Source organism: Rhizobium sp. FY34, from assembly GCF_005222845.1.
In the GTDB taxonomy this organism is placed as follows: Bacteria; Pseudomonadota; Alphaproteobacteria; order Rhizobiales; family Rhizobiaceae; genus Neorhizobium.
In genome coordinates this window covers 202,420-228,439 of the sequence record NZ_STFZ01000007.1, presented here as the reverse complement: position 1 = coordinate 228,439, position 26,020 = coordinate 202,420, and the positions used below count along the sequence as shown (strand labels likewise).

At 59.6% G+C, this 26,020-nt stretch carries 29 protein-coding genes and 1 tRNA gene; 11 read left to right on the top strand and 19 right to left on the bottom strand.

Annotation, left to right across the window (positions count from 1 at the left end):
* Positions 1-176: 176 nt before the first annotated feature.
* Positions 177-713, bottom strand: coding sequence for a translation initiation factor IF-3 (gene infC, locus E8M77_RS05910; RefSeq protein ID WP_137129760.1), 537 nt, complete (start codon positions 711-713; stop codon positions 177-179).
* Positions 714-893: 180 nt separating this feature from the next.
* Here infC and E8M77_RS05905 point away from each other — a divergent pair, with 180 nt between their 5' ends.
* Positions 894-1,697: an alpha/beta hydrolase gene (locus E8M77_RS05905; protein WP_137129688.1), complete on the top strand. Its 804-nt coding sequence runs from the start codon at positions 894-896 to the stop codon at positions 1,695-1,697.
* A 217-nt stretch (positions 1,698-1,914) separates the two neighbouring features.
* Positions 1,915-2,457 carry a transglutaminase-like cysteine peptidase gene (locus E8M77_RS05900; RefSeq protein WP_246659150.1) on the top strand — a complete coding sequence of 181 codons (543 nt, stop codon included), beginning with the start codon at positions 1,915-1,917 and terminating at the stop codon, positions 2,455-2,457.
* Positions 2,458-2,633: 176 nt separating this feature from the next.
* Here the strand turns inward: E8M77_RS05900 and mbfA are convergent, their stop codons facing one another.
* Positions 2,634-3,617, bottom strand: a complete 984-nt coding sequence (mbfA, locus tag E8M77_RS05895; RefSeq protein WP_137129687.1) for an iron exporter MbfA — start codon at positions 3,615-3,617, stop codon at positions 2,634-2,636.
* 242 nt (positions 3,618-3,859) lie between these two features.
* Between mbfA and E8M77_RS05890 the strand changes: the two genes are divergently transcribed.
* Positions 3,860-4,966, top strand: a complete 1,107-nt coding sequence (locus tag E8M77_RS05890; protein ID WP_137129686.1) for a TRAP transporter substrate-binding protein — start codon at positions 3,860-3,862, stop codon at positions 4,964-4,966.
* Between the two features lie 110 nt (positions 4,967-5,076).
* On the opposite strand, the gene E8M77_RS05885 is transcribed toward E8M77_RS05890, so the two are convergent.
* Entirely contained in the window at positions 5,077-5,595 is a 519-nt protein-coding gene (locus tag E8M77_RS05885) for a GNAT family N-acetyltransferase (RefSeq protein ID WP_137129685.1), read from the bottom strand.
* Between the two features lie 12 nt (positions 5,596-5,607).
* Positions 5,608-6,183 carry a helix-turn-helix transcriptional regulator gene (locus E8M77_RS05880; RefSeq protein WP_137129684.1) on the bottom strand — a complete coding sequence of 192 codons (576 nt, stop codon included), beginning with the start codon at positions 6,181-6,183 and terminating at the stop codon, positions 5,608-5,610.
* 182 nt (positions 6,184-6,365) lie between these two features.
* Between E8M77_RS05880 and E8M77_RS05875 the strand changes: the two genes are divergently transcribed.
* From E8M77_RS05875 to E8M77_RS05860, 4 genes are all read left to right on the top strand, one after another.
* The gene (locus tag E8M77_RS05875) at positions 6,366-7,634 is read left to right on the top strand and encodes an MFS transporter (RefSeq protein WP_137129683.1); all 1,269 of its coding nucleotides are present in this window, start codon (positions 6,366-6,368) and stop codon (positions 7,632-7,634) included.
* Positions 7,635-7,761: 127 nt separating this feature from the next.
* Positions 7,762-9,582, top strand: a complete 1,821-nt coding sequence (gene lepA / locus E8M77_RS05870; RefSeq protein ID WP_137129682.1) for a translation elongation factor 4 — start codon at positions 7,762-7,764, stop codon at positions 9,580-9,582.
* Positions 9,583-9,644: 62 nt separating this feature from the next.
* Positions 9,645-9,875 carry a type II toxin-antitoxin system CcdA family antitoxin gene (locus E8M77_RS05865; protein WP_137129681.1) on the top strand — a complete coding sequence of 77 codons (231 nt, stop codon included), beginning with the start codon at positions 9,645-9,647 and terminating at the stop codon, positions 9,873-9,875.
* The gene (locus tag E8M77_RS05860; protein ID WP_137129680.1) at positions 9,875-10,174 is read left to right on the top strand and encodes a CcdB family protein; all 300 of its coding nucleotides are present in this window, start codon (positions 9,875-9,877) and stop codon (positions 10,172-10,174) included. Before E8M77_RS05865 ends, E8M77_RS05860 begins: the two co-directional genes overlap by 1 nt.
* A gap of 139 nt (positions 10,175-10,313) precedes the next feature.
* Here the strand turns inward: E8M77_RS05860 and E8M77_RS05855 are convergent, their stop codons facing one another.
* Positions 10,314-10,502, bottom strand: a complete 189-nt coding sequence (locus E8M77_RS05855) for a YegP family protein (protein ID WP_137129679.1) — start codon at positions 10,500-10,502, stop codon at positions 10,314-10,316.
* Between the two features lie 195 nt (positions 10,503-10,697).
* Here E8M77_RS05855 and E8M77_RS05850 point away from each other — a divergent pair, with 195 nt between their 5' ends.
* Together E8M77_RS05850 and E8M77_RS05845 are read left to right on the top strand one after the other, a co-directional pair.
* Entirely contained in the window at positions 10,698-11,015 is a 318-nt protein-coding gene (locus tag E8M77_RS05850) for a SelT/SelW/SelH family protein (RefSeq protein ID WP_137129678.1), read from the top strand.
* A 117-nt stretch (positions 11,016-11,132) separates the two neighbouring features.
* A tRNA-Leu gene (locus E8M77_RS05845) sits at positions 11,133-11,219 on the top strand.
* Between the two features lie 123 nt (positions 11,220-11,342).
* Here the strand turns inward: E8M77_RS05845 and E8M77_RS05840 are convergent.
* The 4 genes from E8M77_RS05840 to E8M77_RS05825 all read right to left on the bottom strand — a co-directional run bounded on the left by E8M77_RS05840 (position 11,343) and on the right by E8M77_RS05825 (position 14,645).
* Positions 11,343-11,693, bottom strand: a complete 351-nt coding sequence (locus E8M77_RS05840) for a hypothetical protein (protein WP_137129677.1) — start codon at positions 11,691-11,693, stop codon at positions 11,343-11,345.
* A gap of 117 nt (positions 11,694-11,810) precedes the next feature.
* Complete coding sequence (locus E8M77_RS05835) at positions 11,811-12,662, bottom strand: NlpC/P60 family protein (RefSeq protein ID WP_137129676.1); 852 nt, start codon at positions 12,660-12,662, stop codon at positions 11,811-11,813.
* A 13-nt stretch (positions 12,663-12,675) separates the two neighbouring features.
* Entirely contained in the window at positions 12,676-13,026 is a 351-nt protein-coding gene (locus E8M77_RS05830; protein WP_137129675.1) for a MarR family winged helix-turn-helix transcriptional regulator, read from the bottom strand.
* 230 nt (positions 13,027-13,256) lie between these two features.
* The gene (locus E8M77_RS05825; protein ID WP_137129674.1) at positions 13,257-14,645 is read right to left on the bottom strand and encodes a leucyl aminopeptidase family protein; all 1,389 of its coding nucleotides are present in this window, start codon (positions 14,643-14,645) and stop codon (positions 13,257-13,259) included.
* A 179-nt stretch (positions 14,646-14,824) separates the two neighbouring features.
* Between E8M77_RS05825 and E8M77_RS05820 the strand changes: the two genes are divergently transcribed.
* A complete protein-coding gene (locus tag E8M77_RS05820) occupies positions 14,825-15,619 on the top strand; it encodes a tetratricopeptide repeat protein (RefSeq protein ID WP_137129758.1) in 795 nt (264 codons plus the stop codon).
* A 39-nt stretch (positions 15,620-15,658) separates the two neighbouring features.
* Here E8M77_RS05820 and E8M77_RS05815 read toward each other — a convergent pair whose 3' ends face one another.
* The 10 genes from E8M77_RS05815 to E8M77_RS05770 form a co-directional block, all read right to left on the bottom strand.
* Positions 15,659-16,288, bottom strand: a complete 630-nt coding sequence (locus E8M77_RS05815) for a GNAT family N-acetyltransferase (protein WP_246659140.1) — start codon at positions 16,286-16,288, stop codon at positions 15,659-15,661.
* 51 nt (positions 16,289-16,339) lie between these two features.
* Positions 16,340-17,320, bottom strand: a complete 981-nt coding sequence (locus tag E8M77_RS05810; protein WP_137129673.1) for a type II secretion system F family protein — start codon at positions 17,318-17,320, stop codon at positions 16,340-16,342.
* Between the two features lie 10 nt (positions 17,321-17,330).
* Complete coding sequence (locus E8M77_RS05805; RefSeq protein ID WP_137129672.1) at positions 17,331-18,344, bottom strand: type II secretion system F family protein; 1,014 nt, start codon at positions 18,342-18,344, stop codon at positions 17,331-17,333.
* A 12-nt stretch (positions 18,345-18,356) separates the two neighbouring features.
* On the bottom strand, positions 18,357-19,856 hold the full coding sequence (locus tag E8M77_RS05800) for a CpaF family protein (RefSeq protein ID WP_137129671.1): 1,500 nt from the start codon (positions 19,854-19,856) through the stop codon (positions 18,357-18,359).
* A 30-nt stretch (positions 19,857-19,886) separates the two neighbouring features.
* Positions 19,887-21,176 carry a CpaE family protein gene (locus tag E8M77_RS05795; RefSeq protein WP_137129670.1) on the bottom strand — a complete coding sequence of 430 codons (1,290 nt, stop codon included), beginning with the start codon at positions 21,174-21,176 and terminating at the stop codon, positions 19,887-19,889.
* A 24-nt stretch (positions 21,177-21,200) separates the two neighbouring features.
* Positions 21,201-21,851, bottom strand: a complete 651-nt coding sequence (locus tag E8M77_RS05790) for a CpaD family pilus assembly lipoprotein (protein WP_137129669.1) — start codon at positions 21,849-21,851, stop codon at positions 21,201-21,203.
* Between the two features lie 13 nt (positions 21,852-21,864).
* Positions 21,865-23,403 (bottom strand): type II and III secretion system protein family protein, encoded by a 1,539-nt coding sequence (locus tag E8M77_RS05785; protein ID WP_246659149.1) that lies wholly within the window; start codon positions 23,401-23,403, stop codon positions 21,865-21,867.
* A 56-nt stretch (positions 23,404-23,459) separates the two neighbouring features.
* On the bottom strand, positions 23,460-24,278 hold the full coding sequence (cpaB, locus tag E8M77_RS05780) for a Flp pilus assembly protein CpaB (RefSeq protein WP_137129667.1): 819 nt from the start codon (positions 24,276-24,278) through the stop codon (positions 23,460-23,462).
* A gap of 119 nt (positions 24,279-24,397) precedes the next feature.
* Complete coding sequence (locus E8M77_RS05775) at positions 24,398-24,895, bottom strand: prepilin peptidase (protein ID WP_137129756.1); 498 nt, start codon at positions 24,893-24,895, stop codon at positions 24,398-24,400.
* A gap of 119 nt (positions 24,896-25,014) precedes the next feature.
* The gene (locus E8M77_RS05770) at positions 25,015-25,197 is read right to left on the bottom strand and encodes a Flp family type IVb pilin (RefSeq protein WP_137129666.1); all 183 of its coding nucleotides are present in this window, start codon (positions 25,195-25,197) and stop codon (positions 25,015-25,017) included.
* A gap of 437 nt (positions 25,198-25,634) precedes the next feature.
* Here E8M77_RS05770 and E8M77_RS05765 point away from each other — a divergent pair, with 437 nt between their 5' ends.
* The gene (locus E8M77_RS05765; protein WP_246659148.1) at positions 25,635-26,012 is read left to right on the top strand and encodes a pilus assembly protein N-terminal domain-containing protein; all 378 of its coding nucleotides are present in this window, start codon (positions 25,635-25,637) and stop codon (positions 26,010-26,012) included.
* Positions 26,013-26,020 lie beyond the last annotated feature (8 nt).

The window sequence follows — 26,020 nt, the reverse complement described above, 5'->3', positions numbered from 1 at the left end:
CCCGCTGACGAAAGGCGAGCTTCAAGCTATTCGAGAACGGCCACGGCATGCCCTGCCGGACCGTTCGGACGGGCGCTTATACCGACAGGCGGTCAAAAGCGCAATGGGGAAAAATCGAACAGCATCCGCGCCAGCAGCCGGAAGACTGCTGCGCCGGAAAAGCTGATATGCCGGCCTCAGCGAGGGGCCAGCACCATCATCATCTGGCGGCCTTCGAGCTTGGGCTCGGCTTCCACCTTGGCGATTGTTGCCGTGTCTTCCTTGACCTGCAAGAGAAGCTTAAGGCCCAGTTCCTGGTGCGCCATTTCTCGGCCGCGGAAACGCAGGGTCACGCGAACCTTGTCGCCATCTTCGAAGAAACGGTTGATCGCCTTCATCTTCACCTCATAGTCATGGGTATCGATGTTCGGACGCATCTTGATTTCTTTGATTTCGACGATCTTCTGCTTCTTGCGTGCTTCGGCCGCCTTCTTCTGGTTGGCGTATTTCAGCTTGCCCAGGTCGAGGATCTTGCAAACCGGCGGATCATTGTTGGGCGAGATCTCAACCAGGTCGAGACCTGCATCTTCCGCCATCTTGAGCGCCTGATCGGTCGGCACGGGGCCGAGGTTTTCGCCCTCTGCGTTGATCAGCTGAACGCGAGGGACGCGGATTTCCCGGTTGGAGCGCGGCCCGTCCTTGACTGGAGCGTCGGCTTTGAAAGGTCTGCGAATGGTCGTATTCTCCTCGAATGATTTCGGATCCCAGCGGCAATCACTGCGCTCGGCTAAATGTGCGGGCAATGTCGTCAACGCTGATGCGATGTCAATAGCATATTCGCGAAGAGAAATCACCTGCTGTCGGGATTTTGCGAATCTGTTTTATAGGGGGCGCAGTAAATACGGAGACAGGCCATGACGGATACCCCCCTTGACGGCATACCAAAGACAATCCTGGTCGGCGAGGCTGGCGATATCCGGGAGATCGCCGTACTCTATCAGGAAGCCCGTGAACTGGCGCGCGGCCCCATGCTGGTCTGGCTGGGCGGCTACCGGTCAGACATGACCGGCACCAAGGCGGCGGAACTGGCCAGACTTGCTGAAGAGCAAGGGCTTGCCTGCCTGCGTTTCGACTATTCCGGCCACGGCCAATCGGGCGGCGCCTTCCGGGATGGCACGATTTCACGCTGGCTCGCTGAAACGCTGGCGGTCATTGCCGCACATCCGACATCTGAGATCATTCTCGTCGGCTCATCCATGGGCGGCTGGATTGCCCTTCGTGCACTTGAGGAGCTGCGCAAGCAGGAACAAGCACCGAAGGTGCGCGGTCTCGTCCTCATTGCGCCCGCCCCCGATTTTACCAGCGACCTCATCGAGCCGGCCCTGAAGGATGAGGAAAAGCGCTCGCTGGAAGAGCGCGGCTATTTTGAGGAACCATCCGAATACAGTTCAGAGCCGAACATTTTCACCCGTGCCCTGATCGAGGACGGGCGGAAAAACCGCGTATTGCAGGGCATGATCGAAAGCGGCTGCCCGGTGCATATCCTGCAAGGCATGCGGGACGAAGATGTGCCCTATGCGCATGCCTTGAAGCTGATGGAGTTCCTGCCCGCCGATGATGTTGTGCTGACACTGATCCGCGACGGGGACCACCGCCTGTCGCGCCCGCAGGACATAGAGCGGATGCGTGCGGCCATACTTGCCCTGGCGTGCCCATGAGCCATGTCGCCCACTTTATAAGCCTAGACTAAAATGTCGCGATCTTAACCATAAATTGCGACAGATCCTGTTAATACTCTGTTCATAATTGACACCCCAACCCGGAGGCTCTTAACGTTTCGTTAGGATTTAAAGGGACGGGTCCATGATGAATGCCCACAAGATGCGGATGTTTGCCGCGATCCTCGCTCTGGCGATTGCGCCCGCCTCCGTGGCTATGCCCGCATCGCGGCCGTTTGCGCATATGGTGACGGGCAACATCACCTCGCAGCCCATCGGACATTATGAATTCTGCCAGACTCACAAGGATGAGTGCAGCATTCGCCTGCCCTCTTCCCTGCCCGCCAAGGTGACCGAATATGGCTGGGACATGATCCAGGAGATCAACACCGCCGTGAATGCGCGCTACGAAGCGCGCACCGACATGGAGATCTATGGTCGCGAAGAAGTCTGGGCCTATCCGACAACTGCCGGCGACTGCGAAGACTTTGTGCTTCAAAAGCGCAAGGAACTGGCAGAAAAGGGCTTTTCGGTGGCAGACCTGCTGATCACCGTGGTGCGCAAGCCGGACGGCGAAGGCCATGCGGTGCTGACGGTGCGCACATCGGAAGGCGATTTCATTCTCGATAACCTGACAGACGACGTGAAGCTCTGGACGGATACCAACTACACGTTCCTCAAGCGCCAGGCCTCGTTCAACACCGGCCGCTGGGTGACCATTGAAGATGGTCGTGACATTCTGGTGGGCGCGCTGCGCTGATACCAAGCGGCACAGTATGAAGGAAAGGGTCGGCTTGCCGGCCCTTTTTTTTGTGGCCGGCAGGGTGCCGGCTATCGTGTCGCATGCGCCCCCGGCCCTTCGCTTCAGGCTCGAGGAGCGTTCGTCGCTGCAATCGATTCACAGGATCGATTGCTTGGCCTGCGGCCAACCGCTCCTCACCCCTGCCCAATCAGAATGCCGGCCGCGAGAACAAGGGAGCCGCCGAAAACGACCTGGAAGACCGCACGCAGGAACGGCGTTTCCATATACCGGTTCTGGATGAAGGCGATGGCCCAGAGTTCGACGAAGACGACGATGGCGGCCACAATGGTGGCCGTCCAGAAATGCGGAATGAGATAGGGCAGTGCATGGCCCAATCCGCCAACCGTGGTCATAATGCCCGAGGCAAGGCCGCGTTTCAGCGGCGAACCGCGCCCGGACAGCTTTCCATCATCATGCGCGGCTTCCGTAAAGCCCATCGAGATACCGGCACCGACCGAGGCGGAAAGACCGATGAGGAAGGTGGACCAGGTATCGCCTGTGGCAAAGGCTGCCGCGAAAATCGGCGCAAGAGTGGAGACGGAACCATCCATAAGCCCGGCAAGACCCGGCTGCACATAAGTGAGCACGAACTGCCGATGGCGGCTCTGTTCCTCTTCCTGGCGCACATCCTCCGGCGCGTGCTTATTCCCCAGCATCTGGGCGATTTCGCCATGGCCCTGCTCGGCAAGCGCCAGATCGCCCAGCAATTGGCGCGTCGAGGCATCCGTCACATGCTTGATCGCCTCCGTATAGAAGCGGAAGGCCTGCGCCTCCATCAGCTCTGCCTGGGCGCGGATCGTATCGAGCGACAGATTGGTCATCAGCCAATCCGGCCGACGCTGGTAAAAGCCGCGCACATGTTCACGCCGGATGAGCGGTATATCCTCGCCGAAACGCTGGCGAAACTGGCTGATCAGCATATTGCGATGCGCCTGCTCCACCTCCGCCATATCGCGGAACACTTTGGCGCTGTCGGGTGCCGTGGGGGCAAGCGTTGCAGCATAGGACTGGTAGATCCGCGCATCCTCTTCCTCCGACGAGATGGCCAGAGCCAGAATTTCCGCTTCCGAGAGACTATCGAAGGCGCGACGGCCACTGCCGCGAAACAGGTTGATCATAATGGCAAACCTTTTTTAGAATTATTCTAAATCTAGTTCACCGATGAAAAACTTCAAGCGTTAAATCGCCCGCATTCCGATTATGTAAACAGCCCCTCAGAGACGAAAGGAACAGCGCCGGCAGGCGTGCAGATGCGCAATCTTTCGCCATTTCGGCTTGCAGGCACCGCAACAAAATGGTTTACGAGCGGCCAGCCTGGGCTTTTGCTCAGCATGACGTGAAAATCAAAGGCTTAAAGTTCATGAACCGCAGATCCTTCTTCCGCCAGGCCGGCGCCGCCGGTGTTGGCGCGGCGGCCGCGACCGCGCTTGCCGCCCCCGCCATTGCCCAGGAAAATCCCGAGATCACCTGGCGTCTGACGTCGTCTTTCCCCAAGAGCCTTGACGTTCTGTTCAACTCGGCGACGGAAATCGCCAAGAGCGTATCGGAAGCGACCGGCGGAAAATTCCAGATCCAGACCTTTGCCGCCGGCGAGATCGTTCCGCCGCTGCAAGCCGCTGACGCGGTTGCTGCCGGCACCGTCGAGATGGCGCATACCTGCTCCTATTATTATGTCGGCAAGGATCCGACCTTTGCGCTGGGCACAGCCATTCCCTTCGGCCTCAATGCACGGCTTGCCAATTCCTGGTTCTCGGTTGGCGGCGGCAACGAGCTACTCAACGAATTCCTCGCAGGCCACAATCTTTTCGCCCTGCCGGCCGGCAATACCGGTGCGCAGATGGGCGGCTGGTTCCGCAAGGAAATCAAGACCGTTGACGATCTGAAGGGCCTGAAGATGCGCATTGCCGGCCTTGCAGGCCAGGTAATGACCAAGGTGGGCGTGACGCCGCAGCAGATTGCCGGCGGCGATGTCTATGCTGCGCTGGAAAAGGGCACGATTGACGCAACCGAATTCGTCGGCCCCTATGACGATCACAAGCTGGGCTTCTACAAGGTCGCCAAGTATTACTACTATCCCGCATGGTGGGAAGGCGGCCCGACGGTTCACGCCTTCTTCAACCTGGAAAAGTTCAACGCCCTGCCGAAGGCCTATCAGCGCGTGCTGACGGACGCCTGCGCCCGCGTGAACGCGCTGATGCTGGAAAAGTATGACTCGCTGAACGCCAAGGCGCTGCGCCAGTTGGTGGCCGAAGGTGCTGTTCTGAAGCCCTTCAGCCAGGACATTATGGAAGCCTGCTACAAGGCGGCGAAGGAAACCTATGCGGAAATTTCTGCGGCCAACCCGGCCTTCAAGAAGATCTACGACAGCCAGCAGGCTTTCAAGAAGGATGGCTATCTGTGGCTGCAGATTGCAGACTACAGCTTCGACACCTTCATGATGATCCAGCAGCGCAACGGCAATCTGTGATCCGACACACTGCAGGGGCTGCATTCGTGCGGCCCCTCTTTGCATGAGGCTTCCGGGCCTCACGCGGCATTGCTGCCGGGCATGCCCGCGCAGAGCCTAGAGAGGCATTCTCAAGCGATGCGCTTGTAGAAAAAAGTCGTGTCGCAAAAACCACCCTGCGGCCAGAGCGCATAATCTGGAATGACACCAGCACGCTGCCAGCCCAGACGCGGATAGATGGCTTCCGCATCGCTGCCGGTTGCCGTATCGAGCACCAGGATGGTACGGCCGCGGCTTGCCGCCTCGTCTTCCACGGCCTGCATCAGCTTGCGTGACAGGCCAAGGCCACGGGCACTGCGATGCACCAGCAGTTTCATCAGATCGCCGCGATGCGGCTGGTTGGGCTTTTGCGCCAGCCCCACCTGCACGGTGCCGACGACCTTACCGTCACGCTGTGCAACGGCCAGGATGGTATGGCCACGTTTGACGCTTGCCAGCACGTCCTGCCAGTAACTGCGGGCATCTTCGGGTGCAAAGGGCAGCATGAAGCCGAGCGACGCGCCACCCTGGATGCAATCGGAGAGGACCTCGCAGAGATCCGGGATGAAGGGGCCCGCCTCTTCGGCAGTGATAATGCGGATATGTATCATAGAGCTTCTCTGTCAGCGGCCGCGGTCGAGCACGACCGCATATCTTGCGAGTTGATCGGAGGGGTTATGAAAGGAAAAGGCATCGCCTATATCCATGAACAGGCAATCGCCGGGATGCAGCCGATGCGTCACCTCCGGCAATTCCATGTCGAGCACACCCTCAAACAGCCAGATATGCTGCGTCATGGCGCGGCTTTCTTCGCGCGGCGGAAAGCTGACGCGGGCGCCGGGCGGAAATTCCACCTCGACGATATCCACCCGTGACGCCACGCCCGGCGGCGAGACGGAGCGGCGCAGATAGCCGCTCACTGGATCACGCCACAGGCGCTGCTGTGCATGGCGGATGAGCGGCGCACATGCCGGCTCGTCGGGGGCAAAAAAGGCCGAAAGCGAAAGCCCGAGTGCTTCGCAGAGACGCGCCAGGAGGGCGGCCGTCGGGCTCGCCTCCTCGCGCTCGATGCGCGAGATCATGGCCCGGCTGACGCCCGATGCAGCAGCCAGCCGGTCGAGCGTGAAAGACTGGCGGTTGCGCAGGATCTTGAGACGTTCCCCGACCTGAAGATCTGATGCTTGTTGTTCATTTTCCATGATAAGATCATGGAATTCTCTTATCATAGAGTCAAGTGGCTTTATCAGAGGAAGGCACATATCCGAAGCGACGGCGATGCGGCGGTTCCGCGATAGCGCAGGGACCTGTGCCCTTGCTAATCTAACAGTCGTGCTGCAGGGAGAAGATCTGCGGCGCCGGCTGCTTTTCGGAGTATCACCCCATGTCCACCCACCCGTCCGCCGGTGCCTCACCCCTGTCGATCGCCAGCATCGTCCTGTCGATGACGACTGCTTCGATCGGAAGCGGGCTGATGTTTGCCTATGCGCCTTTCATGCTGACACGCTCGGAGGCGGCAGGCTGGGCGCCGGGCGCCGCGGTGACCGCGGTTGCCTTCGGCGGCCTGATCGGCTGCGTGGTGTCTGGGCCGCTGATCCAACGGGTGGGGCATGCCCGACTGTTTGCCTGTTCCATGGCCATTGTCATTCTGGCCGCCGTCATCATTGCCGCAGATCTTCCGGCGATCTACTGGATCCTGGCGCGTGGCCTTTATGGCGCTGCGGCCAATTGCAATTTCATCATCGCCCAGAGCTGGCTGAACCATGCCGCCTCCAATGCCTGGCGCGGTCGGGCCATGTCCTTCTTCTATATGGCCTATGTGCTGGGGCTCGGCTGCGGTGCCTGGCTGTTCGGCCAGATCCCCACCAGCGGCAATCTCACTCCGCTTCTGACCGTTTTCTTCACGGCACTTGCCATTTTACCGATCGGCCTGACGCGCCTGCCCAATCCGCCGGCGCCGGCGCGTGTCAATGTCGATGTCGCCATGGCTTGGCGCATCTCACCGGTCGGGTTGATCGGCGTGCTGGCCTCCGGCGGGCTTTCCATGGTCGTGCAGGGTTTCGTGCCGATCTATGCAGCCGTCAACGCTGTGTCGCAGCGCGAGGTGGCGCTGTTGATGTTCGTCATGCAAACCGGTCTGCTCTTCGTGCAATATCCGCTCGGCATTCTATCCGATCGCATGGACCGCCGCCGGGTGCTGCTGATCACCTGCATCATCATTACCGGGGCTGCCACCGCCGCCCTGTTCACGTCTTTCTCGCAGATGATCGTGCTGATGTTGGTCTTCATGGTGTTTGCAGGCGCAGTGGAAACGATCTATTCGATTGCCAATGCCCATGCGAACGACCGGGCCGATCCCGGTGATTACGTGCCCTTGTCGAGCACGCTGCTGGTCGCCTGGTCTGCGGCAGCAACCGTGGTGCCGCTGGCCGTCACCGCGCTGACGCCGATCCTTGGGCAAAAGACCTTCATTGGCGCGGCCATGCTGGTGGCCATTCTTTACGCCGGTTTCGTCTTAAAACGACTTGCCCAGCGCGATCCGGTACCAAGCAAGGAGCGCGAGACTTTCGAACTGCGCAGCGCCCAATTGCCGAATGCCGCAACGCTGACAGACCCGCAGGCACTGGCACGCGACGGCGAGGCCACGCCCTAGGACCGACCAAAAGGCCATGGATCCAAGCCTTTGGCAGCAAGAAATCCGCCCAATGGCCCTTCCATCTCGCATTTACTTCAAATTTCCCGCTAGGCGATGAAACGCCTCGCTGCTATATGCGCGAGCCATGAGCACTGATCGTACGCCCCTGACCCATATCCGCAATTTCTCCATCGTCGCCCATATCGACCATGGAAAATCGACACTGGCAGACCGCCTGATCCAATCGACCGGCGGCCTTGCCGAACGCGATATGTCGGAGCAGGTCCTTGACTCGATGGATATCGAGCGGGAACGCGGCATCACCATCAAGGCCCAGACCGTGCGCCTGCATTATAAGGCAAACAACGGCGAGACCTATGTGCTGAACCTCATCGACACGCCCGGCCACGTGGACTTTGCCTATGAAGTCTCGCGCTCGCTGTCGGCCTGCGAAGGTTCGCTTCTGGTCGTGGATGCCTCACAAGGCGTGGAAGCCCAGACGCTTGCCAATGTCTATCAGGCCATCGACAACAATCACGAACTCGTCACGGTTCTGAACAAGGTCGATCTTCCGGCCGCAGAACCCGAGCGCATCAAGGAACAGATCGAGGAAGTGATCGGCATCGATGCTTCCGAAGCGGTGCTGATTTCGGCCAAAACCGGCCTTGGCATTCCAGACGTACTGGAAGCCATCGTGCACAAGCTGCCGGCACCGACGAGCGAAGCCGGCGAGAAGGGCCCGCTGAAGGCGCTGCTGGTCGATAGTTGGTACGACACCTATCTCGGCGTCATGGTTCTGGTGCGCGTGCTGGACGGCGTGCTGGCCAAGGGCCAGGTGATCCGCATGATGGGCACGGACGCGAAATACAATGTGGAACGCGTCGGCGTGCTCACACCGAAAATGCTGGCGGTGGATTCGCTTGGTCCCGGCGAGATCGGCTTCTTTACCGGCTCGATCAAGGAAGTGGCCGATACGCGTGTCGGCGACACCATTACCGAAGACAAGCGCCCGACCGCCAAGATGCTGCCGGGCTTCAAGCCGGCGCAGCCGGTGGTATTCTGCGGCCTCTTCCCTGTCGATGCGGCCGATTTCGAAGACCTGCGTTCGGCCATGGGCAAGCTACGCCTGAACGACGCCTCCTTCTCGTTTGAAATGGAAAGCTCGGCTGCACTCGGCTTCGGCTTCCGCTGCGGCTTCCTCGGGCTTCTGCATCTGGAAATCATCCAGGAGCGCCTGGAGCGCGAATTCGACCTCGACCTCATCGCAACGGCACCTTCCGTCGTTTACAAGCTGTTCATGACCGACGGCACCGAGCGCGAACTGCACAATCCGGCCGACATGCCGGATGTGGTGCGCATCTCGGAAATCCATGAGCCATGGATCAAGGCGACCATCCTGACGCCCGACGATTATCTCGGCGGGATTCTGAAACTGTGCCAGGACCGCCGCGGCATCCAGACCGAACTCACCTATGTCGGCAAGCGTGCCATGCTGACCTATCAGCTGCCGCTCAATGAAGTGGTCTTCGATTTCTACGACCGGCTGAAATCGATCTCCAAGGGCTATGCCTCCTTCGATTACCATCTCGATGCCTATCGCGAGGGCAATCTCGTCAAGATGTCGATCATGGTCAATGGCGAGCCCGTTGATGCGTTGTCCATGCTCGTTCACCGCTCGGCTGCCGAAAAGCGTGGCCGCGACATGTGCGAGAAGCTGAAAGACCTCATCCCGCGCCACATGTTCAAGATCCCGATCCAGGCTGCCATCGGCGGCAATGTGATCGCGCGCGAAACGATTTCGGCCATGCGCAAGGACGTAACCGCCAAGTGCTACGGCGGCGATGCCAGCCGCAAGCGCAAGCTTCTGGACAAGCAGAAGGCCGGCAAGAAGCGCATGCGCCAGTTCGGCAAGGTCGAAATTCCGCAGGAAGCGTTCATTGCGGCCTTGAAGATGAGCGACGAATAGGCTTCTCAAGCCGGACCATCTACCGCATAATCCGGCTTCTCACAGGGAGGCCGGATTTTTTCATGGCGCAGACGTCTCGCAAACAAAGCAGCATAGAAGTGGACGAGCGGCTGCTTTCGGAAGCCCGCGACCTGAAGCTCGACGTGTCGCAAGCCGCAACTGATGGCATTACGCGCGCCGTGAAAGCCGAAAAGGAACGGCTCTGGAAGATTGAAAACGCCGAGGCAATCCAGGCGGCGAATGACTATGTGGCGAAACACGGGCTGCCGCTCGCCAAATATCGGCTGTTCTAATGGCACGGTTCAAAGTCTATCGCATGGCTCAAAGTGAGGGCCTGGCCATAGACCTCCAGAGCACATTGTTTGATGGCCTTCAAACCCGCGTGATGGCGCCGCTGGTGCCGATCACGGACGTGGCCAAGCTCATACCTCGCCTCAACCCGCGCTTTGAGATCAATGACACCGTCTATGTGATGCTGACGGAGTTCATGGGCACTGTTCCTTCCGCGGAGATCGGCATGCTCGTGGCCGACCTTTCCGCGCGCGCAGACGATATCACCGCCGCAACGGATTTTCTGTTTCAGGGCTTTTGACGCGATGTGCCCCAGCAGAGCCCCGCAAGCATTCAGCCTGCGGAGTTGACGCTAACCAGCCCGGAGCTGCGTCGAGTTTGCAGCCTATCACGACAGGCCGACGCGCGCCGGAGCAACGGTTTTTCAAGTGCGGTCGTCTTCAGGCGGCAGGCACTGTCTGGTCATCCACATCCGCATCCGGCGCATTCTTCTTGATGGATTCGATGGCCTTCAAGGCCGAGGCCTTGGCCTTGTAGCCTTCCGACCCGAACATCTGCTCGCCATTGGAGGCCTTGAAACGAAAGCGAAATTCGCCGGCCTTGTCCTTGTAAACCTCAAATTTGTACATGACACCCTCTCCCATTTTTGATCGTTAATACAAGTTTACTTAAGGGGCAGCGGAGCAGCAAGAGGATTTTATTATATTCGAATAGTCCGCTTTCAGCCGGAATTTTGGCAGTCACGGGGCTCAAAGACCGGCGACGGCGCAGGTGACCGCGGCTATAGAGGATGACAGCCATAATGAACGAGAAGGAGCCGCGACATGACAGAGAAGGCACGCATCACCATTCACTACTGCACCCAGTGCAACTGGTTGCTGCGGTCTGCCTGGATGGCGCAGGAACTGCTGCAGACCTTTGGCGAGACGCTGGGCGAAGTGGCATTGCTGCCCGGCAGCGGCGGCATTTTTGAAATCCGGGTGAATGGCGAACTCATCTGGGAACGCGTGCGCGATGGCGGCTTTCCCGGACCCAAGGACCTGAAACAGCGCGTGCGCGACCTGACCGACCCGGAACGCGATCTCGGGCATCTGGACCGCACAAAAAATGCTGTAAAGCCGGAAGGCAGCGAAAGCCCGTAATTGCGGGGTTTCAATCCGGTATATCACGCAGTTGCAGCAAGAAATTTCGAGACTGACACAGAAAGTTCAAAAAGGTCGTTGACAGCCGAAGCAGGGACCAGTACATGGCTCCTCGTCGCCCAGATGGCGGAATTGGTAGACGCGCCAGCTTCAGGTGCTGGTACTCGAAAGGGTGTGGAGGTTCGAGTCCTCTTCTGGGCACCAAATTCCTTCTGGTCACGCTAGTGACTTGAAATGCCAAAACAAAAAAGCTCGGTTCGCCGGGCTTTTTTGTTGTCCAGTGCTTGGACACGGTAAGCCGATACGATCGGCTTCGTTAGAAGGTACTTACTCCCTTGGCAATTCGACGGGGTTGAGGCCCGGCACCCAGGGACGGTCCGGCATATTGCGCCCCGAATAGACAATGCCGTTCTTTTCGCAGCGATAGACCTGCACGGGGAAGTCTGGGAAGGCATCGCCACTGCGCCAGCGTCTGTATTGGGTTGCCGTCGTGCAATCGGCGCTCTCGGCATCCTTCTGCTTCACCCGCGCCGCTTCCGGCACCACGCCGGGCAGATCCTTGAAGGCCGGCGCCGGATTGCCCCAACTGGGTTGCCCTGCCCGCTCCTGCGCTACAGCCGGCACGGCGCAAGCAAGGCTAAGCACTGCGGTGATCATCAGTTTCATCTGGCGGCTCATGCGATCTTGCTCCTGCCGTTATGGATGGCCGGTTTGATGATCCATCATGTAGGCGTTCTCTTTGCCGCTTGCCATGCTGGCGCGAAACGATTGCGTGAACACGGCAGGGCTGTCTTTTCAGCCCGGCCGGCGAAAACCGGTCGGCTGCTGATAAAGCCAGCCGATGCGCGCAATGGCGGCATCGAGATTTTCGCGCGCCACGGTCATCGTATGGCCATTGGCATGCAACAGCGTCTCGCCGTCTTCCATGATGCCCACGTGACCCTTCCAGAAGACGAGATCGCCGCGCTGCAACTCAGCGCGGTCCACGGGTGTGCCGAAGCCCGCCTGCATATCGGAATCGCGCGGCGCCTTCACCCCGGCCATCATCATGGCCAGTTGCACAAGGCCGGAGCAATCAATGCCGAAGCCGGAGCGTCCACCCCAGAGATAGGGCGTGGCGAGAAATTCGGCGGCGATGGCAACATAGTCGACCGTCGGGCATTCGCCGATCGGCAGGCTGTGGCGGGCAATGATGGCCCCGCCGGTCGCCAGCAACAGATAGCGTGTACCGCGCGTTTCCGCTTCGCCCGTGACGGTGACGCGACTGCCCATGGACAGCGTCTGCAGCGGTACCTGGCGCAGTTCGGCTTGGGGATAGACGAAGGTGCGCGGCACCGTTATCCAATGGGTTGGCGGGGTCACCTCTGCGAGTTGGTCGTCTGGCAGATAACCGACATAGCCGTCTTCATCGGCCTGCACCCAGGCCCAGCCATCACGCCTGTCAAAGACACGCACGGGCTCTCCAAACAGAAGTTGCGTATCAATGCCACGGAGAAGGTCCGCTGCGGGCCGCAGGCCTGCCACCGGCGCCGAAACCATGGCAGGCTCACCTTCGGTGAAACGCTGCGCCTCCACGCGGCCCTGAAGCTTCGCATCGGCCAGATCGGCACGAAAGGCATGCAGGCGGCGATCGAGCGGCTGGGACATGGGGTAAACCTCCTCAGGCTGTGGTGCGGCGCGCCTCGGTACGGATGAGATCGCCCAGTTTATCGAGATAGAGCGCGCCAGCGACCGTGCGCTTGATGATGACGTTGCGCCGGTCGTCAGGATCACGGGCGCGATCCACCAATTGCAGCGTGCCCATCGTATCGAGCGCACGGGTTATGACCGGTTTCGTGACGCCCAGCGTGGCGGCAAGCCCTCGCACCGTGTGGGGTGGAGGCACCAGATAGATATGCAGCAGGATGGAGATCTGGCGCAGGCTCAGATCATGCGCATCCCGCCGAACCTGCTCCAGCGCAACCCGGTGCCAGAGGCCGAGCGCCTGTGTCGCGGTCAGTTCAGCGGGCATGACAACTCCAGACCATGATGCCTTTGCCACATATTCTTTCGAAACTAGTGGTTCGATTCCGACATTTGCATTCCTTAGCAGCACCCTCGTGAGCAAATGTCGCAATCATAAGAACCACTAGCAAGACCATGTTTCTAGTGGAATTTTCGAATTTGACATTTGATCGAAGAGCGTGCCGCAAACGGATATCAAATGTCAAATTCATTCCACTAGCGACTTCGCAAGAAGCTTCAGGCAAGCGAGCGGATATGCCGGTAGAGAGCACGAATGGCCTGCGCCTCACCGCCAATCGAAGCATGCGGCTTTTCACTAGGTGACCAGGCGTAGATATCGAAATGCACCCAGCTTGTGCTGGCAGAGACGAAGCGCTTGAGAAAGAGCGCTGCCGTGATGGCGCCAGCCATGCCGCCCGAAGGAGCGTTGGTGATGTCTGCGGCACGCGCGCGGATGTCCTTTTCATAGCCCTTGAAGAGCGGCAGGCGCCAGATCGGATCGTCTTCGGCAAGGCTTGCCTCGCCAAGGGCTGCGGCAAGTGCCTCGTCATCGGTGAAGAAGGGCGGTAGGTCTGGTCCGAGCGCCACGCGGGCAGCCCCGGTCAGGGTCGCCATGTCCACGATCAGATCGGGCTTTTCCTCGTCCGCATAGGCAAGCGCATCGGCAAGAACGAGACGGCCTTCAGCATCGGTATTGTCGATCTGCACGCTGATACCCTTGCGGCTGCGATAGATATCGCTCGGCCGGAAAGCATTGGCGGATATGGAATTTTCCACCGCCGGCACGAGAACGCGCAGCTCGATGTCGAGGCCCGCGTCCATGATCATCAGCGCCAGCGCCAATACATTCGCCGCACCGCCCATATCCTTCTTCATCAAAAGCATGGAGGCCGGCGGCTTGATGTCGAGGCCGCCGGTATCAAAGCAGACCCCCTTGCCCACCAGCGTCACGCGCTTTGCACCCTTGCGACCCCAGCGCATGTCCAGAAGGCGCGGCGCCTCAGCGCTTGCCCGTCCCACCGTATGGATCAACGGAAAATTCTGCTCCAGCAGCGCCTCGCCCAGGATCACGCTCACATCTGCGCTATAGTGCTGGCCAAGAGCGCGGAACACGCGCTCCAGCGCCTGCGGCCCCATGTCATTGGTCGGGGTGTTGACCAGATCGCGGGCCAGAAACACTGCCTGCAACTGCCGGTCCATCTCATCCGCATCCAGCCCCTCCGGCAGAGCAAGGAAGGCCTCGATCGGCTTTGGTGTCTTGTAGCTGTCGAAGCTGTAGCCACCCAGCCCAAAGCCAAGCGCCTGGCGCTCGGGCGAAAGCGTCGGACAATCCAGCCGCCATGTGCCTGCCGGCAGCGCGCGGGCGAGCTTGCCCGTGATGAAGGGCTGGTCGAGCGGATCGGAGCCAAGGCCAAAGAGAGCACCGCAGACCATTCCATCCGCTCCCGGCAAGAAAAGCAGGCTTCCGGCATCAGCCTTGAAGCCGGCAGACCGCGCCCAGGCACTAGCCTGCGCGGATGGGTGCCCCGCTTCCAGATCCGCCGGGGTCAACGCATGAACGGTCAGCGCCGGCGCTGAGGTGGGACGAAAAGGCGACGGTCTTTCGATGAACTGGTAGGGAGCCATGAGCTGCTTTCGAAACGAACTTAACGAACTGTTAGGGTTAACAGATTATTGCTTGACTACGGATAGCGCCAGCTCAAACGCCGCTTCGGCAGCGACAAGTCAGCGCATCGAGCCGAACCCCGCGAGTAGTGACGATGACCCGATCCAAAACCATATCCGCCAAGTACCGGCCATGGCAAATGGCGGTCTGTTGCGCTGCTCTTGCGCTGACGCTTGGCTCCTGCGCCACCCAGAAAAATGACAGGCTGACGACCGGTTCGGTTCCCAGCGTCAACCTTTCCAAGCCGATCGACAGCATGACCGCGCCAGAACTGGCGGTGGCCGAAAGAAGCATTGGCGCCGCTTATGATCGCAACCCCAAGGACCGCACGACCGGCCTGAACTATGCCAATATCCTGCGCATGAACGGTCGCAATACGCAGGCGCTTGCGGTGATGCAGCAGGTGGCCATCGCCAATCCATCCGACCGTGAAGTGCTGGCGGCCTATGGCAAGGCCCAGGCAGCTGCCGGGCAGCTGGAACAGGCACTGGTAACGATCGGTCGCGCCCAGACGCCAGACCGACCCGACTGGCGGCTCTATTCGGCAGAAGGTGCTGTTCTCGACCAGCTTGGCCGCTCGGATGAAGCACGCCGCAAATATCGCATAGCGCTGGATACCCAGCCCAACGAGCCGAGCGTGATGTCCAATCTCGGCATGTCCTATGTGCTGTCAGGCGATCTGCGCACGGCAGAAACCTATCTCAAATCCGCAGCTGCGCTGCCGACGGCAGACAGCCGGGTGCGCCAGAACCTGGCGCTCGTCGTTGGTCTGCAGGGCCGCTTTTCAGAAGCCGAGCAAATCGCCCGGCGGGAACTGTCGGAAACCCAGGCGGAAGCCAATGTGACCTATCTGCGCGGCATGCTGGCCCAGCAGAATTCCTGGGCAAAGCTTGCCGACAAGGACAAGGCCAAGCAGGCGCAGGCGACCAACTGACGTCCACGATATCCAAGCCGGCTTTCCAGACCTTCGGTCTTAGAGCTGCTTGACCATGAGTATCCATTCGCCCTCATCCGAACCGGGAAAGGGAAGGAAGGGACGCCTGGCCCATTCCGTGAAACCGCACTTTTGATAAAGCCGATAAGCCGGGTTATTGAAGCTTCCAACCATGAGGGTCAGGCGGTCTTTGCCGAATGATCTTGCGATCGTTTCGGCCTCCCATATCAGGCGTGCGCCCAAACCTTTGCCCTGGTACTCGGAATAAAGAGCCGCGGCCGAAATGTACCATGTTCCTGCGGCGATGTTCTTCAGTGCGTTCAAGGGTTTTACCACATCGGGTGTGCTTGATGCCGATACGGATGGTTCCGGAAGCACATATCCGTTTAGCGCACCGATGATATGTCCCTGATGTTCGGCAACACGCCAATTTCTAAAGTGCGTGAAATGGTCTTCAGCATTGCGGATCACGTTGCGTCCGACCTCGAACGCGGACTGCCCTGATGCCGCCATCTGTCCCCATAGAAACGAGGTCAGCCGGCGTGTCGCCATGTCGGCGAAAAGAACGAGATGGGCGCAATCGTCTTGCGTCGCGGTTCGAAAGGTTATGGGCGGGGAGGCAATGGGAGAAGACATCTTTTCACCGTGGCTCTGGAGGATTTCCGGCAAATTCGTTGCCTGTCACCCCCGTCTGATCAAGCGGGTTAACTGTCAGCACAATCAGAAACGATCCGCCACCTGAATGCCCGCCGGTCCCAGAATGACGGCAACCAGCACCGGCAGGAAGAACAGGATCATCGGCACGGTCAGCTTAGGTGGCAGAGCGGCGGCCTTCTTCTCCGCCTCGTTCATGCGTTCGTCACGACCTTCCTGAGCGAGCACCCGCAAGGCCTGGGCGACCGGCGTGCCGTAGCGTTCCGCCTGGATAAGCGCCGTGGTGACGGCTTTTACGATGTCAAGCTGCGTGCGTACTGCAAGATTGTCCAGCGCCACGCGGCGATCCGGCAGAAAGGAAAGTTCGGCCGTCGTCAGCACCATTTCCTCGGCCAGTTCCGGGGATTGCTGCGCCATTTCTTCCGCCACACGGCGCATCGCTGCTTCCAGCGATATACCGGATTCGACGCAAATCAGCATCAGGTCCAGCGCGTCCGGCCAGGCACGCTTGATGGAGTGCTGGCGCTTGCTGACCCGGTTGGAAATATAGATGTTCGGCGCATAAAAGCCGACATAGGCAAAGACGATGGTCACCAGCAACCGGATGGCGAAGGGCCGCTGCGCCATATTGCCCATGCCGAAAATCCAGATGGCAGCGGCCGTCAGGAACAGGAAGGGGAGAAGGAAACGGCAGACCAGGAAGATGTTGAGGGAATTTTGCGTGCGGTAGCCAGCCGCCTTCAGGCGATTGACCGTATTATCATCCACCAGCGCCTTGCGCAGGTTGAAGCGCTCAACGATCTGGCGCACTGGCTGGCTGCTCTGTGAACGCAGGGAGCCGCGGCTGGTCTCGGCACTCAGGCGAGCCCGTTCACGCGCGCGGATCTGCTCGCGCTCGGAGGAGACGGCGCGCATGCGCTTGTCGAGATCGCGCCCCTCAAACATCGGCAGGACGAGAGAATAGACGGTTGCGAACACCGCCACAGCCACAAGTATGGCCAGAAGCGTTGCCGGATTGGTCAGTGTGGCTGCGAGTTGTTCTGACATGGCCCGGCTTTCAGATGTCGAAGTTGATCATGTTGCGCATGACGAAAATGCCAATCGACATCCACACACCCGAAAACAACAGGATCAGGTGCCCGCGCGGATCGCTGAAGAGAACGGCAATATATTGGGGTGACGTCAGATAGACGAGCGTGGCGACGATGAACGGCAAGGCGCCGATGATGCAGGCGGATGCCTTGGCTTCCATGGACAGCGCTTGCACCTTGGCCTTCATCTTGCGCCGCTCGCGCAGCACCCTTGACAGATTGCCAAGCGCCTCGGACAGGTTGCCGCCCGCCTGGCTCTGCAGGGTGATGACGATGGAAAAGAAATTGACCTCGGGCAGTGGCATGGTCAACATCATGCGCGCACAGGCTTCCGGAATGCTGAGGCCCACCTGCTGCGATTCGACGACACGCCGAAATTCGCTTTTGACCGGCTCCTGCCCGTCGGTGGCAATCATCCGCATGGCATCGTTCAAGGGCAGACCGGAGCGAATGGAGCGCACCATGACGTCCAGCGCATTGGGCAGTTCTTCAAGAAACTTGTTCTGCCGGCGTTTGATGATGAAGCCGACAATGAATCGCGGGATGCCGACACCGGCGGCAAAGCCGATGCCGAGGACCGCAAGGATCGGCATGCCTCCCAGTAGCGCAAAGAACGCGACAAGCAGGCCAAACAGACCGCTATAGACATAGAAGCGACCAAGCGTGATCGGCAGGCCGGAGCGCGTCAGCTTGGCCTTGATGCTCTGATCACCGAATTTCTTATCCTTTTCCTGCTGCTTGCGTTCCAGATCCTTCAGCGAATCCTGCATGGACTTGCGGCGCTTGGACATTTCCTGCACGCGGTCGCGCGCGGCCTTTACCTTGACGCGGTCGGTTTCAGCCGTTCCCAGACGACTGACGCGGCTCGCCGTCTTCTTTTCCACCTCGATACGGGAATAGAGAAGACCATAGGCAAGTGCCGCCGCTGCGATGGCGACGAGGCCTGCAAGGGCCAGCACGGTCATATCCATTCCGAACATCCCTCAAAGGTCTTAATTGGTCTTGACTTCCATCTGGTCGAAAGCCGCCGAGAGGCGACGTTCCTCATTATAGTAGCGCGCCCGCTCCCAGAAATTCGGCTTGACGATGCCGGTCGAGACATGACGGCCGATCAGCCGGCCATTAGCATCCTCGCCTTCGATCTCGTAGCGCAGCAGATCCTGGGTGACGATGACATCGCCTTCCATGCCTACGACTTCTGAAATATGGGTGATGCGACGCGAACCATCGCGCAGGCGGGCCGCCTGGATGATGACATCGATCGAACCGGAAATGATTTCGCGCACCGTTCGGGCCGGCAGGCTGAAGCCACCCATGGCAATCATCGATTCCATACGGCTTAGGCATTCGCGCGGCGTATTGGCGTGGATCGTACCCATAGAGCCGTCATGGCCGGTGTTCATCGCCTGGAGCAGGTCGAAGACTTCCGGTCCGCGCACTTCGCCGACGATGATGCGTTCGGGGCGCATACGCAGGCAGTTCTTGACGAGATCGCGCATGGTGATCTCGCCCTCGCCCTCGATATTGGGCGGACGGGTTTCAAGCCGCACCACATGCGGCTGTTGCAGCTGAAGTTCGGCTGTATCTTCACAGGTGATGATACGCTCGTCGAGATCGATATAGCGTGTGAGGCAGTTGAGCAGTGTCGTCTTGCCCGAACCGGTACCGCCGGAAATGACGACATTGCAGCGCACCCGCCCGATGATCTGCAGGAGAACCGCGCCTTCCGGGCTGATGGCGCCAAACTTGACCAGCTGATCGAGCGTCAGCTTGTCCTTCTTGAATTTACGGATGGTCAGTGCCGGGCCATCAATGGCCAGCGGCGGCGCAATGACGTTGACGCGCGAGCCATCGGGAAGGCGTGCATCGCAGATCGGGCTCGATTCATCGACACGCCGGCCGACTTGGCTGACGATGCGCTGGCAGATGGAGAGAAGCTGGGAATTGTCGCGGAAGCGGATTTCCGATTCAATCGTCTTGCCGCCCACTTCGATAAACGTCTGGCCGGCACCATTGACCATGATATCGGCAATGTCATCGCGCGCCAACAGCGGTTCCAGCGGGCCATAGCCCAGAACGTCGTTGCAGATATCCTCGAGCAGTTCTTCCTGCTCGGCAATCGACATTGCAAAATTCTTGATGGTGATGATGTCGTTGACGATATCGCGGATTTCCTCGCGCGCGCTTTCGCCATCGAGCTTTGACAGCTGCGAAAGGTCGATCGTATCGATGAGCGCCGAAAACACCTGCGTCTTGGTATCGTAATAGCCTTCGGTGCGTGGCTGGCGCTTGCGGGCGGGCGCCGGCTGTGGCGCCAGCGGCGGCACTTGCACGGATTGGCGAAAGCCCGCCATATCGCTGGAAACGGCACCATCCTGCAGGATATCGGGGCCTGGACGCACGGGCGCGGCAACAGAAGCCGCCACAGGCGGCGGTGCAGGCGCAATGCCTGCCGGCTTTCCGAACCCTTCGTTTCCGCGTTTTCCAAACATCTGGCAATCCAGTTCTGACGAATAAAAGGCTTACTTACGTCCCAGCAGGGAAAGCATCTTGCCGAGCCCACCCTTTTTGTTCTTTTTGATGCTCGTGCGCCCGGTCAGGAGATGCGCAATCTGCGAGAAGGTTTCGGCCGTCGGGGATTTGGCATCCATTTCGCTGATCATCCGGCCGCTATTGGCCGCATTGCCAAACAATTGGCCATCAAAGGGGATGATCGCTATCGGCTCGATCTCCAGCGGCTCGATGAAATCGGCCGGCGTAATTTCCGGCCGCTTCGGCATACCGACCTGGTTCAGGATGAGATGAGGGGCGCGATCATTCGGCCGAAGCTTCTTCAAAGCATCGAGCATGTTCTTGGCATTGCGCAAATTGGCAAGGTCCGGCACGGCAGTGATGACCACCTCGTCCACCTCTGCCAAAACACTGCGCGTCCATTCCGACCAGGCATGCGGAACATCGAGAACAGCCATGGGCGCACTGCGCTGGAGAACATCGATGACCGGCTGGAAGGCGTTCCTGTCGAAATCATAGGCGCGATCGAGCAGCGAGGGTGCCGCCAGAAGCGAAAGATGCTCGGAGCATTTCGTCAACAAGCGATCGAGGAACACTTCGTCCAGCCGTTCTGGCGCATAGACGGCCTCGGCAATGCCCTGGGCTGGGTCCTGGTCGAAATCGATATTGGCTGTGCCATAGGCAAGGTCGAGATCGGCCAGAATGGTTTCCGTGCTGAACAGCGAGGAAATGCCGAAGGCACAGTTATGCGCAATCGTCGAGGACCCGACGCCGCCCTTGGCGCCGATGAAGGCAATCGAGCGACCCAGCGGTTCTGCCGAGGGATCAACAAAGATGGTCGCGATCGCCCCCAGAAGATCCGGCATTTTTACCGGGCCGACGAGATATTCCGAAATGCCGTTGCGGATCAGCTCACGGTAAAGCGTGATATCGTTGTGCTTGCCGATGAGGATGACGCGCGTCGAGGGATCGCAGACTTCCGCAAGCGGTGCCAGCTCTTGCAGCACGCGCCCCGGCTGGCTATCCGTCTCCAGAATAATCAGGTTCGGAGTCGATGTCGCAGCAAACATGTTGGCAGCAGCCGCAATGCCGCCACTTGTGACCCGCAGATTGACCTTGGCCATGCGCCGGTCCTGCCCCAGGCGCTCGATCACCCGGTGCATGACATCGCTTTCGCAAAAGGCATGCACGGAAATGCGCGGCAGCGGCCGCAGGGCATCCATATCGCCGGGCCGCGATGTTTCGGCAGCCTGGTCGCCATCGGCGCCGGGCGTCTTGATCTCATAATCGATCGCGTTCATCTTCGTCCCGTCCTCGCGCCTGGTTTAATTGGATGACGTGTCGCCGCCGGAGCGGTACAGGCCGATGACTGTCGAGCGCCGTGTGGCATCGATCGGTGTCTGGCCGCGCGGGCCGAGCAGATCGCCCGGATTGGCAACCTGAGCCGCGAGGTTGTTTTGCGAGGCACAGCCGAAATTGTACCAGTTGCGATTGGCGGATGTATTGTCCGACAGGTCTTCCGGCCACTCGCCGCAAGACGCGGTCACGGCTTTCGTTCCGATGAAGGAGAGGCGGATGGGGGCAGCATCGCCCGCAGCATCCGCTGCATAGCTCACCACCACCATCTGCTGTCCCTTGATCCCGGCTGACGCCAGGGTCTTGCGGATATCGCCGGAGAGCCTCGATGCCGCCGACGCATTCAGCGAACCCTGCGGCAGCTGAATCTGTATATAGCCGGACGAGGAAGAGGCGAAGTTCTGCGCAAAACCCTTGATCGTGTCGCGCATGCCGATCGGCAGCCGGCTATCGTTCGGGCTGACCGGAATATCGAGCGTGCTTTCGGCCTCGGCCAGCACGATCGGGTGGCGCTCTCGGTAGTCCATCGGGATGGAGCCGGTCTTCAGATCACCGGCGCAGGCGGACAGAAGTGCTGCGGAAAGCATCAGGAGGGCCGCACCATATGGTTTCGTGGTCATTCTCGTGTGCCTCTCACTTATAGATGAAGCCAACGGCGCCATGGTAGCTGCCGGCATTCGACTGCTCGGGGCGCCCATAGACCTTGTTGACTCGGTTGAGGAAATACATGGCGCCATCATTTTCCGGATTGAAATTGTCATCCGGCCGAGCGATCTGGTTGCGGGCGACGGGGCGCACGAGATAGGGCGTGGCGATGATCACCATTTCCGTTTCGTTGCGGACGAAATCCTTGCTGCGGAACAGCGTGCCGAAGACAGGCACCTTGGAAATGCCCGGTAGGCCGGACATGGCCTGGCGAACATTGTCCTGCACCAGACCGGCAATGACGATGGAACCGCCCGACGGCAGCTCGACCGTGGTGGAGGCCTCACGCTTGCGGATGGACAGATAGGTCGATCCGGGGACACTGGCCTGCGTACCGTTTCCGGTGACGGCGGAGCCCTCGTAAGTCGGTTCGGAAACGTTCGTCTCGATCTTCAGGCTGATGCGGCCGGCCGACAGGACGACAGGCCGGAAGTTGAGCTCGACGCCGTAATCGACCGTGTTGACGGTACGCGATACCGTCGTATCGCCCGTATCGGCGTCCCTGGATACTTCCTGTTGTCCGGCCAGACGATATTCACCGCCGACATAGAATTTTGCCTGCTCGCCGGAAATCGCGGTGAGGCTGGGCTCGGCCAGCGTGCGCATGACGCCGGCCTGTTCCATGGCATTGACATAGGATGCGATGCTGGTTGCACCGATCGTGCCCGCGACGCCGCCAAGGCCACCGACCGCAACGGCATTGCCAAGATTGGTGGGATTGGCAAAGGAAATGCCGCCGCTTGCATCACTGCCACTGGTCGAGATCGTGCCGTTGAAACCGAGCTGTTTCAGCACCTGGCGGCTGACTTCAGCCACGGTGACCTTCAGCGTCACCTGGTCTTCGCCTTCGATGGTCAACAGGTTGACGATCTGCGATTCCTGGCGGTCTTCGGCATAGATGGCGACGGCGCCATCGCCGCTGCTCTCGCTGGTCGCTGTCGTGTTGCGGGTCGTCGCCTCGCCCCCCTTCAGGAAGGCACGCGCCAAGCGTTCGGCCTGGGCTGCATCCTGCGGTGTGCGCACCGTGCCGGTCAGCACGATATTGTCGGAGATGATTTCGACCTTCACATCGGATTCCGGCAGGAAGCGGCGCAGGTTCTGCTGCAGGCCGGCAATGTCGCGCTCCACTTCCAGATCAAGGCTGACGATTTCCTCGCCGCCCGGCCCGAAGATGAAGATATTCGTCTGCCCGACGGACTTGCCGAAAAGGTAGATGCGGCGCGAAGTGCGGGTAATGGCATCGGCAATCGAGGGATCGGCCACGAGAATATCATGCGCATCTGCGGGAATATCGACGACGACAGCCTTGTTCAGCCCGAGCGGCAGGCGCTTTCGCACGCCACGGCCAGCTTCGGTGATGCGCACGACGCTTTGCTCGGCCGCCTGGGCTTGCCGCACTGACAGTTGGCCGGGTGCAAAAGCGGCCGGCAGGCCGGTGAAGGCGACGCAGAAGCACAGGCCCGCCATGGCAGAGGCACGAAATTTTGACTTCCAATGGTTCACGTGACCACTCCCGTTCATGCTCACTGCTGCTGCACCGGATTGGTGCTACCGCCATTCTTGACGATGGCGCCGGACTTGATGACCTGCACTTCCGCCTTGCCATCGCCGCCGGCAAGCAGGTAATCCGCCGCCTGCGTATCGGGCTCCTGCACATCAGCCACGGAGCGAAGTGCCAATGTCAGGCGGTCCGCCATCTGCTGGGCGACGACGATGACCTTTGCCTGTTCAGGCGTCAGTTCCAGCGTCGCGGTCGTGCCCACAACGGTCTTGCTGCCATCTTCCTTTTCCTGGATCTGCTGGTCGATCGCCAGAACCCGGATATTGTTGAGGACATTCTCGGTGAGGAACCGATCGCCATCGGAGCGCCGCACCATGATCACGTCGACGCGGTCGTTCGGCAGCACGAAACCGCCGGCTCCGGTGGCGACGGAGATTTCCGTGGCGACCGCCCGTTTGCCCGCCGGCAGGATGGAGGACATGATGCGATTGGAGGAATCGGCGACCTTTTCGGCGCGCACCGGCTCGCCGGCAAACATCGGCAAACGCACGACGGCGCCCTGCAATTCGGTCATCGCCTGCGGCCGGCTTGCCTCTGTGATAAAACCTTCCACGATGCCGCCTTCGGGCCACTCCATCCAGCGGATGGATTTGTCATTCAGCCGGGCACCGACAGGCAGGTTTTCCGCAGACACAAGCACATTGACCGTTGGCTCCTTGCGGATGACCTCGGTTGCCTGCTGCACGATGTTCTGGCCGCCCGTCATGCGCATGGCCAGCACACCGGCAAGACCGGCCGCGACGACAGCGACTGAAAGAATGATGATGCGGGCGGGTTTCATGGCCATTCCTTGCGGGAGTCCGAACTTTGATCGGAGAATGGCCTGCCAATGGTGTAATTATGGTTAATAAAGCGCTTCGCGAACTGGTTAATCCGCCAGTAACATCCGTTTGGAACCCATTAAAATGGATGGGCGAGAGCGATCAGCGCCTGGCTGATCGGCGTGCTCGAAAATGTCAGGAAACCGCCGGCAGCAATCGCGATGGCGTAAGGCACCTTCTTAGCGGTGACCAGTGAATGCGGCAGGGCAAGACCCATGGCCAGAACCATATCCGCCTTGGCACGGATGACAAGAACAAGCACGGTGACAAGGCCACCGGCAAAGGAAACGGTGACAAGGAAGGAGACGAGCGACGGATCGTAGCCGAACCAGACGGCAGAGGCTGTCAGCAGTTTTGCATCGCCACCGCCCATGACATTGGCGGCAAACAGGGCAAAACACACGCCGAAGACGGCAAGCGCCGCCAGAAACGAGAAACCGATCTGCGCCCAGCCAAAGCCGGCGAAAAGTGCTGCCGGCACAAAAAGCACAAGCAATGCCAACGAGATCCAGTTGGGGATCTTCATGGTGAAGAGATCGCTGACAGCCGCGATGGCCAAAGCGAGAGGCACGATCATCAGGCAAATGTTTGCGATCACAGTCGTTCCCCAAGGGCGAGCAAGGTATGGCTGGGATTTGACCCTTCAATGCATAAAGCCGCCATCAAGGCGGCTTCAGCATGAGGATCGAGGCCCAATCAGTACTTCGTCGAAGCAGTCGTCATCTTCGTGGAAACGTTGGTAAACGTCGTGCTCAGCGAGTTGCCAAGCGTCGTGGCGCCGGCGATCAGGGCAACCGAAATCAGGGCAGCGATCAGGCCGTATTCGATGGCCGTTGCACCCGATTCATCTTTCAGGAAACGTGCGAAAATCTTGGACATTGTACTCTCCTATTCCGGGGTTCTGTTCAGCACTGCCGACAACTGTTGTCCGCTGTTCGGTGAGGCCAAATTACGAACTGGCGATTTCCATCCGCTTAATAAAAAGGGTTAGGAATTTCCTAATTGAGCGTTACCGATTGCAAGGTAAACGAGCAGCGAACAAAATCGATCAAAATGAATCAATGCGCCACACTCAATAAGAACCCCCTGATAATGCCGTGGTTACAGGCGATTGCGTCAATCGACCGCGCATTGCAGACACCAAAACATGACAACCGGGACGAATCCAGCCTGTGCCAAAATGGAAAATCGGATGATTTCAGGACGTTAACCGCCCATTCACCATTCCGCTCCATGCTTGATTATAGAACACCTCTATCGAAGGCAGATCGAATATGCGCTGGAACGCCCTGGCCTTGCTGCTGGCCGCTGCGACGATGATCCTTGTCGGGGCCGTCGCTGACATCGCTTCCGCCGCCGCAGACGATAATGGCCTGCTGCGTGTCTACATGAACCAGGCACGCGTGCTGAGGCTTGATCGACCGGTGGCCAAGGTCATCATCGGCAATTCGAACGTCGCCGATGCAACGGTGGCCGATCCGAAGACGATCGTGCTGACCGGGCGCAGCTATGGCACGACGAACCTCGTTCTCCTTGATTCTGAAGGCAATGCCATTGCCGATGAGCGGATCCTGGTCTCCATTGACGAAGGAAACACGGTGCGCGTCTTTCGCCAGACGGAGCGCAGCGTCCTTTCCTGCACACCCAATTGCGAGCAGCATTCCAGTGGCGGCACCGGTGCGCCAGGCAAATAGCGCAGGCT

Bases quoted from the DNA above. Each gene is read 5' to 3' on its own strand.
- E8M77_RS05785 (WP_246659149.1), bottom strand. From the start codon at position 23,403: ATGGCGGGCCTGTGCTTCTGCGTCGCCTTCACCGGCCTGCCGGCCGCT.
- E8M77_RS05865 (WP_137129681.1), top strand. From the start codon at position 9,645: ATGGCGCAGACGTCTCGCAAACAAAGCAGCATAGAAGTGGACGAGCGG.
- E8M77_RS05810 (WP_137129673.1), bottom strand. From the start codon at position 17,320: ATGTCAGAACAACTCGCAGCCACACTGACCAATCCGGCAACGCTTCTG.
- mbfA (WP_137129687.1), bottom strand. From the start codon at position 3,617: ATGATCAACCTGTTTCGCGGCAGTGGCCGTCGCGCCTTCGATAGTCTC.
- E8M77_RS05765 (WP_246659148.1), top strand. From the start codon at position 25,635: ATGATCCTTGTCGGGGCCGTCGCTGACATCGCTTCCGCCGCCGCAGAC.
- E8M77_RS05830 (WP_137129675.1), bottom strand. From the start codon at position 13,026: ATGCCCGCTGAACTGACCGCGACACAGGCGCTCGGCCTCTGGCACCGG.
- E8M77_RS05885 (WP_137129685.1), bottom strand. From the start codon at position 5,595: ATGATACATATCCGCATTATCACTGCCGAAGAGGCGGGCCCCTTCATC.
- E8M77_RS05775 (WP_137129756.1), bottom strand. From the start codon at position 24,895: ATGATCGTGCCTCTCGCTTTGGCCATCGCGGCTGTCAGCGATCTCTTC.
- E8M77_RS05860 (WP_137129680.1), top strand. From the start codon at position 9,875: ATGGCACGGTTCAAAGTCTATCGCATGGCTCAAAGTGAGGGCCTGGCC.
- E8M77_RS05805 (WP_137129672.1), bottom strand. From the start codon at position 18,344: ATGTTCGGAATGGATATGACCGTGCTGGCCCTTGCAGGCCTCGTCGCC.
- E8M77_RS05890 (WP_137129686.1), top strand. From the start codon at position 3,860: ATGAACCGCAGATCCTTCTTCCGCCAGGCCGGCGCCGCCGGTGTTGGC.
- E8M77_RS05835 (WP_137129676.1), bottom strand. From the start codon at position 12,662: ATGTCCCAGCCGCTCGATCGCCGCCTGCATGCCTTTCGTGCCGATCTG.
- E8M77_RS05770 (WP_137129666.1), bottom strand. From the start codon at position 25,197: ATGTCCAAGATTTTCGCACGTTTCCTGAAAGATGAATCGGGTGCAACG.
- E8M77_RS05875 (WP_137129683.1), top strand. From the start codon at position 6,366: ATGTCCACCCACCCGTCCGCCGGTGCCTCACCCCTGTCGATCGCCAGC.
- E8M77_RS05905 (WP_137129688.1), top strand. From the start codon at position 894: ATGACGGATACCCCCCTTGACGGCATACCAAAGACAATCCTGGTCGGC.
- cpaB (WP_137129667.1), bottom strand. From the start codon at position 24,278: ATGAAACCCGCCCGCATCATCATTCTTTCAGTCGCTGTCGTCGCGGCC.
- E8M77_RS05855 (WP_137129679.1), bottom strand. From the start codon at position 10,502: ATGTACAAATTTGAGGTTTACAAGGACAAGGCCGGCGAATTTCGCTTT.
- E8M77_RS05790 (WP_137129669.1), bottom strand. From the start codon at position 21,851: ATGACCACGAAACCATATGGTGCGGCCCTCCTGATGCTTTCCGCAGCA.
- E8M77_RS05900 (WP_246659150.1), top strand. From the start codon at position 1,915: ATGCCCGCATCGCGGCCGTTTGCGCATATGGTGACGGGCAACATCACC.
- E8M77_RS05795 (WP_137129670.1), bottom strand. From the start codon at position 21,176: ATGAACGCGATCGATTATGAGATCAAGACGCCCGGCGCCGATGGCGAC.
- E8M77_RS05800 (WP_137129671.1), bottom strand. From the start codon at position 19,856: ATGTTTGGAAAACGCGGAAACGAAGGGTTCGGAAAGCCGGCAGGCATT.
- E8M77_RS05820 (WP_137129758.1), top strand. From the start codon at position 14,825: ATGGCGGTCTGTTGCGCTGCTCTTGCGCTGACGCTTGGCTCCTGCGCC.
- E8M77_RS05840 (WP_137129677.1), bottom strand. From the start codon at position 11,693: ATGAGCCGCCAGATGAAACTGATGATCACCGCAGTGCTTAGCCTTGCT.
- E8M77_RS05850 (WP_137129678.1), top strand. From the start codon at position 10,698: ATGACAGAGAAGGCACGCATCACCATTCACTACTGCACCCAGTGCAAC.
- E8M77_RS05825 (WP_137129674.1), bottom strand. From the start codon at position 14,645: ATGGCTCCCTACCAGTTCATCGAAAGACCGTCGCCTTTTCGTCCCACC.
- lepA (WP_137129682.1), top strand. From the start codon at position 7,762: ATGAGCACTGATCGTACGCCCCTGACCCATATCCGCAATTTCTCCATC.
- E8M77_RS05880 (WP_137129684.1), bottom strand. From the start codon at position 6,183: ATGGAAAATGAACAACAAGCATCAGATCTTCAGGTCGGGGAACGTCTC.